At 64.7% G+C, this 11,163-nt stretch carries 11 protein-coding genes; 4 read left to right on the top strand and 7 right to left on the bottom strand.

Annotated elements, in window-relative coordinates; genetic code table 11:
• Positions 1–18: 18 nt before the first annotated feature.
• Positions 19–816: a glycosyltransferase family 2 protein gene (locus ACOQFL_RS06035; RefSeq protein ID WP_435543092.1), complete on the top strand. Its 798-nt coding sequence runs from the start codon at positions 19–21 to the stop codon at positions 814–816.
• On the opposite strand, the gene ACOQFL_RS06030 is transcribed toward ACOQFL_RS06035, so the two are convergent.
• On the bottom strand, positions 704–1,261 hold the full coding sequence (locus ACOQFL_RS06030) for a GtrA family protein (RefSeq protein WP_435543091.1): 558 nt from the start codon (positions 1,259–1,261) through the stop codon (positions 704–706). The two genes, ACOQFL_RS06035 and ACOQFL_RS06030, sit on opposite strands and share 113 nt — an antisense overlap.
• Positions 1,262–1,584: 323 nt before the next feature.
• Between ACOQFL_RS06030 and ACOQFL_RS06025 the strand changes: the two genes are divergently transcribed.
• The gene (locus ACOQFL_RS06025; protein ID WP_435543090.1) at positions 1,585–2,745 is read left to right on the top strand and encodes an NAD-dependent epimerase/dehydratase family protein; all 1,161 of its coding nucleotides are present in this window, start codon (positions 1,585–1,587) and stop codon (positions 2,743–2,745) included.
• Between the two features lie 191 nt (positions 2,746–2,936).
• On the opposite strand, the gene ACOQFL_RS06020 is transcribed toward ACOQFL_RS06025, so the two are convergent.
• On the bottom strand, positions 2,937–3,422 hold the full coding sequence (locus tag ACOQFL_RS06020; protein WP_435543089.1) for a DUF6069 family protein: 486 nt from the start codon (positions 3,420–3,422) through the stop codon (positions 2,937–2,939).
• A gap of 719 nt (positions 3,423–4,141) precedes the next feature.
• Between ACOQFL_RS06020 and ACOQFL_RS06015 the strand changes: the two genes are divergently transcribed.
• Positions 4,142–5,101, top strand: coding sequence for a M23 family metallopeptidase (locus ACOQFL_RS06015; RefSeq protein ID WP_435543088.1), 960 nt, complete (start codon positions 4,142–4,144; stop codon positions 5,099–5,101).
• 303 nt (positions 5,102–5,404) lie between these two features.
• Here ACOQFL_RS06015 and ACOQFL_RS06010 read toward each other — a convergent pair whose 3' ends face one another.
• From ACOQFL_RS06010 to ACOQFL_RS05990, 5 genes are all read right to left on the bottom strand, one after another.
• Positions 5,405–6,217 (bottom strand): RNA polymerase sigma factor SigF, encoded by an 813-nt coding sequence (locus tag ACOQFL_RS06010; RefSeq protein WP_435543087.1) that lies wholly within the window; start codon positions 6,215–6,217, stop codon positions 5,405–5,407.
• The gene (locus ACOQFL_RS06005; RefSeq protein ID WP_435543086.1) at positions 6,214–6,690 is read right to left on the bottom strand and encodes an ATP-binding protein; all 477 of its coding nucleotides are present in this window, start codon (positions 6,688–6,690) and stop codon (positions 6,214–6,216) included. Before ACOQFL_RS06005 ends, ACOQFL_RS06010 begins: the two co-directional genes overlap by 4 nt.
• 443 nt (positions 6,691–7,133) lie before the next feature.
• Positions 7,134–7,781, bottom strand: coding sequence for a vitamin K epoxide reductase family protein (locus ACOQFL_RS06000; RefSeq protein WP_435543085.1), 648 nt, complete (start codon positions 7,779–7,781; stop codon positions 7,134–7,136).
• Positions 7,778–8,515 (bottom strand): DsbA family protein, encoded by a 738-nt coding sequence (locus tag ACOQFL_RS05995; RefSeq protein ID WP_435543084.1) that lies wholly within the window; start codon positions 8,513–8,515, stop codon positions 7,778–7,780. Before ACOQFL_RS05995 ends, ACOQFL_RS06000 begins: the two co-directional genes overlap by 4 nt.
• Positions 8,516–8,920: 405 nt before the next feature.
• Entirely contained in the window at positions 8,921–9,613 is a 693-nt protein-coding gene (locus ACOQFL_RS05990; RefSeq protein WP_435543083.1) for a GntR family transcriptional regulator, read from the bottom strand.
• 276 nt (positions 9,614–9,889) lie between these two features.
• Here ACOQFL_RS05990 and ACOQFL_RS05985 point away from each other — a divergent pair, with 276 nt between their 5' ends.
• Positions 9,890–11,134 (top strand): PucR family transcriptional regulator, encoded by a 1,245-nt coding sequence (locus tag ACOQFL_RS05985; protein ID WP_435543082.1) that lies wholly within the window; start codon positions 9,890–9,892, stop codon positions 11,132–11,134.
• Positions 11,135–11,163: the final 29 nt, after the last annotated feature.

Below are 11,163 nucleotides of genomic sequence, written 5' to 3'. Positions count from 1 at the left end.
GGCACGAAGGAGCACGAGATGCCGACGACCTTCCCGGACGAGGTCGATGAGGATGCACTGGCCGATTACGCGGCGCGGTATGGTGATCATCGGTTCGCGCCGGTGGTGGTGCTGATCGCCGCCTACAACGAGCGGGACGCCATACCAGCCGTGCTGGAGGGGATTCCCGGTTCCAGCTGCGATCTCGACGTGGACACCCTGGTGGTCGTCGACGGGGCCTCCGACGACACCGCCGACGTCGCCGTGAGGCACGGCGCCTACACCTGTGTGGCCGGGTCCAACCGTGGCCAGGGTGCCGCGTTGCGGCTCGGCTACCGACTCGCGGCCGAACGCGGTGCGAGTTACGTGGTCACCACTGATGCCGACGGACAGTACGAGATCGACGAGCTTCCCCGGTTATTGCGTCCGATCCTCGACGACGAGGCCGACTTCGTCACCGGCTCGCGCAGGTTGGGGAGCAGTGAGAACCCGCAACTGCTGCGCCGCCTGGGGACCTACGTGTTCGCCTGGCTGGTCAGCATGATGACCGGACAGCGCATCACCGACACGTCCTTCGGATTCCGCGCGATGCGGGTCGAGGTGGCCAACTCGGTTCGACTGGAACAACAGCAGTACCAGTCGTCCGAGCTGCTGGTGGGCGTGTTGGCGCGCGGCTATCGGGTTCGGGAGCAGGCCATGACCATGCGCCAGCGGGTGGCCGGTGTCAGCAAGAAGGGCAACAACGTGCTCTACGGCTATCGCTACAGCAGAGTGGTGCTGGGCACCTGGCTCCGGGAACGTCGAGCCCGACGGCTGTCCGGTGCCGCCGGGGAGTAGCGAAGACCACGCGGTCGAGCAGGAAGAACTTGACCACGAACATCAGCAGGTAGGTACCGAGGTAAGCCCCCCACACGAGGGCCAGCCTGCGGACCTCGGAATCGGCGAAGAGACTGTGGGCGAGTTCCTCCGTGTAGTTGGTGGCGACCGCCGCTATCAGGAAGGTGGTCACCGAGACCAGCGCGAATCGTGTCAGTTCACCGCCCAGCCGGTTGCTGCCCGTGCTTCCCCAGTTTCTGCGATTGAGGAAGAAGTTGGGGACCGCTCCGGCGAGCCACCCCAGCACGGTGGACAGGGTCGCGGCCGAGCCGATCCAGTAGGACACGACGAATACGAGTTGGCTGCTGATGGTCGCCAACGCGGAGACCGCGGCGAAACCACGCAGCAGTCTCCAGTACCGGCCTTTGCCGCCGGACTTCGAGGGCGGCTCCGGGGTAGCGGCCACGTTTGCTTCCCTCCGGACGGAAGAGTGGTTGTCCAAAACGAGCTCCACGAACTGTACGGAAGTGGCTCCGCCATCCGGCGAACGGATGAGAGCATGCCGTTCGTGGAGTTGTGGTTGGCTGTTGCGCCGCAGCAGTTAGCCTTTCACATCGAACACGATAGTGTGGGGAGGGCTTGAGTCGCGCACAGCGTGTTCGATGAATTACATTCTGTGGATACCCACAAGGTGCGGGTGTCGCGGAACGGACCCTGATAGGTGGCAGCCACGGTGTCCTTACACACGGGCACCGAGGGATGCCGACATTTTGTAGAGGAGAAGAAGGCGTGCGAATCCTCGTCCTCGGTGGGGACGGCTATCTTGGTTGGCCGACCGCTCTGCATCTGTCCGACTGCGGTCACGACGTGGCCGTGGCAGACAACTTCGCCCGTAGGGCCTACGACCACGAAATGGGTGTACGCAGTCTGGTTCCGGCGGAGCCGCTGCAGGTGCGTGTCGATGCCTGGCAGGAGGTTTCCGGGCAGGACATCAAGATGTACTACGGTGATCTCGTCGACGCCGACTTCACCGTCGAGATGATCCGGGACTTCCGTCCTGACACCATCGTGCACTTCGCCGAACAGCGAGCCGCTCCCTACTCGATGATCGACCGCAAGCACGCGGTCTACACCCAGCAGAACAACGTTGTCGGTAACCTCAACGTGCTGTTCGCGATCCAGGAAATCGATCCGGAGATCCACCTGGTCAAGCTCGGCACCATGGGTGAGTACGGCACGCCCAACATCGATATCGAAGAGGGCTGGCTGGAAGTCACTCACAAGGGGCGCACCGACCGGATGCTGTACCCGAAGAAGCCCGGCTCCTTCTACCACCTCAGCAAGGTGCACGACAGTCACAACATCGAGTTCGCCTGTCGTATCTGGGGGCTGCGTGCCACCGACCTCAACCAGGGTGTCGTATACGGGCAGGAAACGCCGCAGACCGTGCGTGACCCGCGGTTGGCGACCCGGTTCGACTACGATGCCATCTTCGGTACGGTGCTCAACCGCTTCGTGATCCAGGCAGTGCTCGGGCACCCCCTCACTGTTTACGGAACCGGCAGCCAGACACGCGGTGTCATCGACATCAGGGACACCGTGGAGTGCATCCGCCTCGCTGCCGAGAGCCCTGCCGACAAGGGCGAATTCCGGGTCTTCAACCAGATGACCGAAAGCTTCTCGGTCGAGGAGATCGCCAAGACGGTCGCCAACAACTACGACGGCTCCGTCGAGGTGGAGTACCTCGACAACCCCCGTGTCGAGCAGGATCAGCACTACTACAACGTGGTGCACACGGGCCTGGTCGAACTCGGGCTGGACCCGCACCTGCTGTCCAACACCCTGATCAACTCGCTGTTCGGCGTCGCCGAGCAGTTCAAGGACCGGGTTGACCTGGCCGCGATGCGTCCCACCGTCGAGTGGCGCACGGCCTCCAGCCCGATGCGCTGAGGGCTGATTCACCACGAGGGGACGAACTCGACAGCGGGCGTGGTCGTCCCTGCCGCTGGTTGCGTTCTCCGCTCGAAGAAGCGGGTTCGTGTCCGGTGATCGGCTTCGGCGGCTGAACCGGATCCCTTCCGGGAACGGGCGGACCGGGTGGTTTCGAGACGAATCATTCGGAGAAGTCTTCGTGTTCCGGTTCAGCCGCCGGTTGTTCCCCGCCGGGGTCTGCTGGCCCCGGCGGCCACCCCCGTCACGAGTGTTCCGATCGCCAGACCGATAACCACGTTCAGCGCGCAGCTGGCGACCTGCGTCTGCAGTGCGGCATCCGTGGTGAATGGGCGTACGGCTACGGCCACGGTGGCCAGCGTTACTATCCAGCCGAAGAAGAGGTTCGGACGCGGTGTGGTCACCAGCAGCAGGTGCATCAAGGCCGTCGCCAGCAGCGCGGCGAGTGCGGCGAACAGGCACAGCCGGGCCGTGCTGACGTCGCCCAGCGTTCCATAGCGCGACGGGCCTAGTACGGGGATTCGTAGGACACCCCGCATGACCACCACCGCCACGAACCCCACGAGCGCGGCCACGAGTGCGGTGGCGGCTCCGCCGGTCCACAGTTGCTTGGCGTTGACCGAAGTACGACCATTGTCGCCTCCGTCGCCGAGTGAGCGGGTGTAATCGTCGGACACGGCCAGCCCTCCCCGCCGAAACGGTTATCACCCGACCAGGCTTGAGGACAGTCCTCCGGAGCGCAACGCAGGAACCTTTACCTCACTCCGAAGAGTGGCTCACGGCTTAGTCGAGCATGCGCTCGCGCGCAGAGGTTACCTCGCAACGTGTTCGGCTCGGCATGTTCCGTCGTCACGGATAGCTACTCGTGAATGAGAGTCGTATTGGCGTGTCGGACGTCACCGTGAGGCCGTGAATTCGTGAAGATGATATTTCTTCGATGAATTCGATCAACGCCCGAACGGGCTACGTTTCGGGATTTCACGATCTTTTTTAGATCGTTTTCGCCCCGATTTGCGATCTCCGCCCGGTCCTCGGCGGGATCTTCCTGTTTCCGTTGTCGTCGTTTTTACCAGCGAATTCGGTGGAAATGATGTTTCCCTGCTTCGCTTCGCCGGGAACGGGATTGATCCGATCGTCGTCGGCCTGTACTGCCAAGTGGTCGTTTGGTTGATCCGTTATCGAAGGGTAATCAAGCTTCGGATACGCAGAGTGTCCAACCGCGTTGATTATGTGCTTTTTCCCTGCGACTAAAGGGTGAACGCTTGATGTCTCGGATACATAAAGCTACGTTGCACCAGGTACGTCACGGTTCGGTCACGACGAACTCGATCCCCCGACGAGTAAGCCCGACCCCCGACGGGCAGTGGCCGGACCTCCCCGAGACGGAAAGGCGAACATGGCCGACAAGAACGACGAGAGTGGCCGTCGCAAGACCTCCACCCTCAAGTCCTATCTGCCTCAATCCCTGCGTAATTCTTTTTCCCGTGACTCGCGAACCCCGGTTCGCAACAAGGTGTTGGCGGGTGTGGTTGCCGCCGGTGCGTTCGTCGCTGTGGGGTCCCCCTTCGTCGCGGCGACGAACGGGGACGGTTCGGAATCGCAGAATCGTGATGTCGCCCCGGTCGCCGAACAGAGCCCGCTGAGCGCCGCGATCAACGGCACCCCCGAGTCCCCCGGCTCGGTCCAGCTGCGTAGTGGCGACTCCCGGAACGACGGTTCGGAGCACCAGAACCTGAACAAGAGCGAGAAGGTTCAGCAGCAGCGCGAAAAGGCCGAGGCCGAGAAGGCCAAGGCCGAACGCGAGGCCGAACAGCGCAAGGCCGCTCAGGAACAGGCCGAGAAGAAGAAGGAGTTCGAGCGCAAGGCCGCCGAACAAAACAAGTCCGATAACAACGACAAGCAGTCGAAGGACAAGGCCGCGGCCTCCGAGAAGTCCGCGAAGTCCGAGAAGTCCGCGAAGTCCGCAACCCCCGAGAAGCTGGTGCAGAGCGGCTTTCTGACCTCCGGATACCACAGCCGCGGTGGTACCCACGCCGGCATTGACATCGGCGCTGACACCGGTACACCCATCTACGCGCCTCAGGCGGGCACCGTCATCAGCTCCGGACCCGCCAGCGGGTTCGGCCTGTGGGTCCGGGTCCAGCACGATGACGGCAAGGTCACCGTTTACGGACATATCCACAGCTCGCAGGTCAGTGTCGGCCAGCGTGTGGAGGCCGGGCAGCAGATCGCGACAGTGGGCAGCCGTGGGCAGTCCACCGGTCCGCACCTGCACTTCGAGGTTCGTACCGGCCCCGGCGCCCAGGAGATCAACCCGATTCCGTGGTTGAAGCAGCTGGGCTACGCCCTCGGCTGACCCCGGAAGGCTGATCACGAGCCGCCGCCCCCAGGTCGTTGCCGGGGATCCGAGTTACCCCCGACACCGGATCCCCGGCAACTCTCCAAACAGCGGTTTTCGCACCCCGCCCTCGGAGGCGTCTCCAATCGGTGGACCTCACCGGTGCTGATGCCCCGGGGGCTTTCGTGTGGCTTGGGACGGGAGCCGGTTCTCCGGGCCCGGAGGCTCCTACTCGGGCTGTCCGGGGACCCGAATTCCGAAGGGCGGGGCGCCGCGAAGGAGTCGGATGACTCCGGGTGGTTTCGCGGTGGTACCGCCGTTTCAGTTGTCCGTCACAGGTTCGGGGGGAGCCTCGACCTCGAGCCGTTCCCGTAGCCAGCTCAGCGTCCGGGCCAGCAGGCGGGAGACGTGCATCTGCGAGATGCCGATCTGTTCGGCGATCTGGGTCTGCGTCATGGACTTGAAAAAGCGCAGTATCACGATGCGCCGTTCCCGCTCGCCCAGTTCGCGCAGCAACGGACGAATCGCTTCCCTGTTCTCCACCTCGTCGAGTTCGGCGTCCGGGGAGCCGATCGCGTCTCCCAGCGGTATCTCGTCGGTGTCGCTGAGCAGTTCGTCGAGCGAACTGCTCCGGTAGGCGTTTCCCGCTTCAAGTCCCTGGTGCACCTCATCCCGACTGATGCCGAGATGCTCCGCGATCTCACTGGGAACGGGAGCTCTGCCCAGCTCCTGGGAAAGCGTCGATATGGCCGAGGAGATGGACAGGTGGCGTTCCTGCAGTCGTCGGGGGACCCGTACCGTCCAGCCGGTGTCACGGAAGTGGCGCCGCACCTCGCCCATGATGGTCGGCACCGCGTAGGACAGGAAGTCGACACCCCGCTGTGGATCGAACCTGTCCACCGCGTTGATCAGGCCGAGTGTGGCGACCTGGATGAGGTCCTCCTGGGACTCACCCCGGTTGCTGAACCTCCGCGCGATGTGCTGCGCGATGGGAAGATGCGCCGTGACCAACTTGTCCCGCAGCTCCGCGCGACGCCGGTCCTCCTTGTCCAGGTCCGCGAACTCGACGAACAGCGGGGCCAGCTCTTCGTAGTCCTGACCTCGATAGACGTGTTCGGAGTCCGCCTGCGTCACTCGTGGACCATCCGTCCCTTACTCAGCTCGATCCGCACGACGTGCCCGTCATCGCGGCTGTCGGATTCCTGAACCGAGGATGCCACGGTGTCGGTAAGCGCGCCGAGTACGCGCCAACTGAACGTGTTCTTACGAGGCCCGGACGGATCGGTACTGGTCACCTCAGCCGTGAATTCCAGTCTGTCGTCCTCGGTTCGGAACCTGCCCAGTAGTTGACTCCGCTCGGCGGCGAGGCGAACCAGCGACGAGCAGGCCTCGTCCACGGCCAGGCGCAGATCCGCGATGGTGTCGATGTCGAAATCGGCACGCATGGCGAGATCACCTGCCACGGCGCGCATGACGGGCAGCTGTGTCGCGACGGCGGATACCCGAACTTCGACCACCCGTGATTCGTCACCCGCCTCGGCGGCTTCGATGTGCTGTGCGGCGTCTTCCGGTGATGCCCGATTCCGGTCCGGATGGGATGCTGACACGCGGACTCCTCGTTCCAACCTCATGCGAGACCACCGCACATCGAATCAAAGGGGGAGAACCGTCCGTCGCTTCGGGGGGTGGCTCGCCCCGGCGGGACAGCCGGTTGCCGCGCGCTTCCGGTGCGCGGTGATGTCGAACGGACCTGAACACTCATAGCCGCCTCATACCCGGTAACGGAACGGGACAAACGGATGTCCCACCTGTCGGGGACGAGTGCGTTCGCCGCGGAGCGGCCGGTTGCCGCGGCTCAGCGGAAGGGCCGTGGACCCCCGGGAGGGGAACGACCCTGCGGAACGGCGGCGTCAGCTCCGACAGCGGACGAGGGCACCGCCGCGGATGGAGCGGGGCCGCGGATGGCTCGGGCGAGCCCGGGCGACGGTTCCCTCGTCCTTCGGTCCTCGGGCGAGCCGGTGAGCACGCCTCCGGAGCGGTTGTGCTTCGGTTACACCAGCGTGCTCCAGTAGCTCCAGAAAGCTTGCAGGATCATCCCGACGATCACCAGGTACCACAGCACCAGCACCACGCTGTGCACCTTGCTCACCGCCGTGACCACTGGTTTCAGCGGTCCAGCCGGGATGTGACCGCTTCCCAGGTTGTGCAGCGTGGTGTACCAGAAGATGGCTATGGTCACCACCCAGACGACCATGCAGTAGGGGCACAACGCCTGGATCTCGTACAGGCTCTGCCAGATCAGCCAGTGCACGAAGATCACGCCGAAGATCGTGCCGAGCTGCATTCCGATCCGGTGCCAGCGCGGTGGGCGGAAGCCGGACAGCATGACGACACCGGTGGTGGTCACGATCGCGAACGCGGCTACCCCGATCAACGGATTGGGGAAGCCGAATGCCTTCGCCTGATCGCTTTCCATGACCGAGCCGCAGGAAACAATTGGATTGATACTGCAGCTGGTCACGTAGTTCGGATTGATCAGGCTGAGATATTCTTCGACGCTGAGTGCGAAGGCGGCGAGGAATCCCAGGCCGCCCCCGATCAGGTAGAGCCAGCCCAAACCTCTGCCGAACGGTGCCCGCTCGGAGTGGGGTGGGGCGGAGGAGTCGTCGTGTGTGTTCGGCTCGGCGGTCGCGGTCACTTGGCCAGCGCTCCGTCGATCTTGTCACGCAACTGCTGCAGCGGTGTGCCTCCCTGCGAGAACTGGACCTTCTCACCGTTCAGGAAGAACGTCGGTGTGCTGGTCACCCCGGCTTGCTGGCCGTCGGCGAGCCCCTGGTCGACACGCTGCTGGACCTTGTCCGAGTTCATGTCCTCGCGGAACTGCTCGGTGTCCAGGCCGAGCTGCTCGGCGAACTGCGTGAACTGCTGCTGTGCGCGCTGCTTGTCGCTGCTGACCCCGCTGCCGCTGTCGGCGGGTGTGGCCCAGGAGGAGTAGTTGTCGAACAACTTGTGATACATCGGCTGGAACTTGCCCTGCATGGCGGCCGCTTCAGCCGCCTTCGCGGCCGGCACCGCCAAGGGGTGCATGTCCAGCGGATGGTTCCGAACCACGAAATTGATCTTGCCCTCGTACTCCTTCTCCAGCTCGCTGGTTACGTTCTGGTAGAAGTTGTGGCAGGCGGGGCACTGGTAGTCCACGAATTCGACCAGGGTGGGAGCGCCCTGGCCCGCCTCGACGACCTGGTGGCTGCCCTGGGGGTGCAGCACGGAGGCGGCGACCTTGTTCGAGGATGCCTCGTCGGTCTGGTTGCCGCCTCCGAAGATCATCACTCCACCGATGACTGCCACCGCGACGACCAGCACGATCGCGGTCAGGATGATATTGGTCGAAGCCCCGCTGCGCTTCGCCATCGGATTGGTTGTCTTGGGCATCGGCCTGCTACACCTTCGACGGTCGGTTTCCGCGCGAGCGGACTCGCGCACGGACGTTGGTCAAGTTTCCCCTACTCACACGATCGTGGAATTCACCGGGGTGCGTGATATCACCCCTGTGTTCGTGGAAACCGTGCACTGGCGGGTATTCGCCACCATCATGCCTGCATTATCACTCTGACGGTGGTGAAGTATGGGTGAATTGGCCTACGCTCCGTGGCTTACGCCGCCTTGCTCCCTGCCGTGACGGCAACGAGTCGGCGCGCGGCGTCGCCCCGATGTGATCGTGCCTCGGAGCGCCCGCCCCCTCCATCGGGAAACCGGGAACTCCGCGTTCGACGGACGCGACCCGGCGCCGGTTCGGTCTCGTCACGAGCCACGTGCTCGGCTCCGGTCACGGGCGCTTTAGTCACCCTGGCGTTCCGGCCAGGTTTCCCGGGCGTCGAGGTGTTCTATCAGCAGGCGTCCGAGCGTGCGCAGGTGCTCCCGCGTCGTTTCCTCGGCGGCTGTCGGTTCCCCGCTCTCCAGCGCCCGCAACACCGCGCCGTGGTCCCGGACGCACGCCTGTGGCCACCCGGCGGCCGCCAGGGACTGTTCCCGTGGCGCGTAGCGACTCGCCAGTTCGAAGAACCACGCGAGCTTGCGTGCCCCGGAAGCCTTGCCGAGCTCACGGTGGAACCGGTTGAGCAACTCGGTGGCAGTGGCGCCGTCACCGAGCTCGTGAGCCCGGGACAGCTCGTGCTGCAGTTCGCGTAGCTCCCACAATCGTTCACCGGTGATCCGGCCGGCACAACGTCCGGCGAGACCTCCCGCGAGCAGAGCGCGTAACTCGAAGATGTCCTCGAGATCCTGCCTGCTCGGCGGTGCCACCGCGAACCCCTGGCGCGGTTCCAGCTCCACGAAGCCTTCCGCGGAGAGAGCTATCAACGCCTCGCGGACCGGGGTCACGCTTATCCCCAGGTCCTCGGCGAGCTGGTCCAGTCGCAGGTACTCCCCCTCCGGAACCTGACCCGTGATGATCTGCTCACGGATGTGTACCGCGACCTCCTCAGGTAGTTGGGGTCTGCGTCCGTGGGATGGTGATCCGGATGCGGCCATCGAACTCCCGATCGTCGCGCGGGTGTGGCATCGATTGCGGTTGCCCGTGCCACCGGGACTCGGCCCGAACAGGGTGCGGACCGAATTGTCGAGGAATGTGCCGTTGCGCGCATCGTGTGACGGTCGTGAACGGTTCCGTCCCCCGGGATGCGGGCAGCCGAGTCCCGCTCCAGCGGCCAACGAAACTGTGCGCTGCCGATTTCCGGCCGAATCCTTTTCGCCGCCCTTGCGGGGGCAGCTCGTGCTCGGCACTACGGCGTATCGTCTGGAAGCGTGGTGGCTGATCCCTTCACAGGTGGCGTCCACGGGGAACTGACCCACAATCTCCCCGAAGGACGCGCCGAGCAGATTACGCGTTCGCTGGCCGAGAAACGCCTCGACGACGTGCCCGGGCTCGCGCAACGGCTCATGGACGCGATATTCACGGACAACCCGGAATGGACCGATTACCGGCCGGTTCCCCGTGAGGACCTGTGGGAGGGATGCGCCAACTACCTGGCCCGAGCGCTGCACGTGCTGAGCGGACGTGTGCCTCGCAGTGAGGACGACTCGGTGGCCTCGGCCATCGGCAGGCGACGCGCCGAACAGGGGGTCCCGCTCGAGGTGATGCTGCGGACCTTTCGGATCGGCGGTCGGATCCTCTGGGAGGCACTGGTCGAACAGGCCCACACCGACAGAGTCGATCCGGACGCCGTTCTCGGTGGGGCCACCACGATGTGGACCGTGATCGACGCGCTGTCCTCGGCGCTGTCCACCTCCTATCGCAACACCGAACTGGAGCAGCTGCGCAACGACGACCAGCGAAGGCACGCCCTGGTGGAGGATTTGCTCAGCGGGCGGGCGCGCGACACCGCTTTCGCGCAGCGAACCGCCAAGGAACTCGACCTGCCCACTTCCGGCCCCTACGTCGTGGTGGTGGCCGAGATGATCTCCGACGGAAGTTTCGCCCTGCGCGGTCAGCAGGCCGCGCTCGCCGCGTTGCACATCCGTTCCGTCTGGCAGGTCCGGGCGGACACCCTGGTGGGGCTGATCGCGCTGGAACAGCACGACGAGTCGAGTGCGCTGGCGGCCCTGCGACAGCTCGTCAGGGGCCGGGCCGCGGCTTCTCCGCTGGTCAGTGGTCTGGCCGAAACGGGCATGGCTCACGAACTCGCCCTCACGGCGCTGGGAACGTCCCAGCGCGGGGCCGTCGAGCTCGTCTCGCTGCAGCAACGTTATCCGGAAGCGCTGCTCGTCCAATCGCCCGACCTCGCGCGGCGACTGCTCGACGACCAGTTCGGGGAGATTCTCGCGTTGCAGCCCAAGGAGCGGGACATGCTGCTGGAGACCCTGGCCGCCTGGCTGGAGGAGAACTGCTCCACGGCCAATGCCGCCGTTCGGCTGCACTGTCACCGCAACACGGTGTTGAACCGGTTACACCGGATCACGACGCTCATCGGCAGACCGCTGCACGGTCGTGACTCGTACGTGGCCCTGTCGCTGGCGCTTTCCGCGCTGCGGATGGGTGGCAACGAGCGCTGACGGAACAGGCGTGGCGGTTGTCGTCAACC

It is taken from the genome of Actinopolyspora sabaoui (genome assembly GCF_051225635.1).
Taxonomy (GTDB): domain Bacteria; phylum Actinomycetota; class Actinomycetes; order Mycobacteriales; family Pseudonocardiaceae; genus Actinopolyspora.
The sequence above is the reverse complement of the archived record's forward strand: the minus strand, read 5'-3'. Positions and strand labels throughout refer to the sequence as shown.

What these genes read in the sequence shown, in the direction of transcription:
- ACOQFL_RS06035 (WP_435543092.1), top strand. Translation starts at nt 19, where the DNA reads ATGCCGACGACCTTCCCGGACGAGGTCGATGAGGATGCACTGGCCGAT.
- ACOQFL_RS06015 (WP_435543088.1), top strand. Translation starts at nt 4,142, where the DNA reads ATGGCCGACAAGAACGACGAGAGTGGCCGTCGCAAGACCTCCACCCTC.
- ACOQFL_RS05995 (WP_435543084.1), bottom strand. Translation starts at nt 8,515, where the DNA reads ATGCCCAAGACAACCAATCCGATGGCGAAGCGCAGCGGGGCTTCGACC.
- ACOQFL_RS05990 (WP_435543083.1), bottom strand. Translation starts at nt 9,613, where the DNA reads ATGGCCGCATCCGGATCACCATCCCACGGACGCAGACCCCAACTACCT.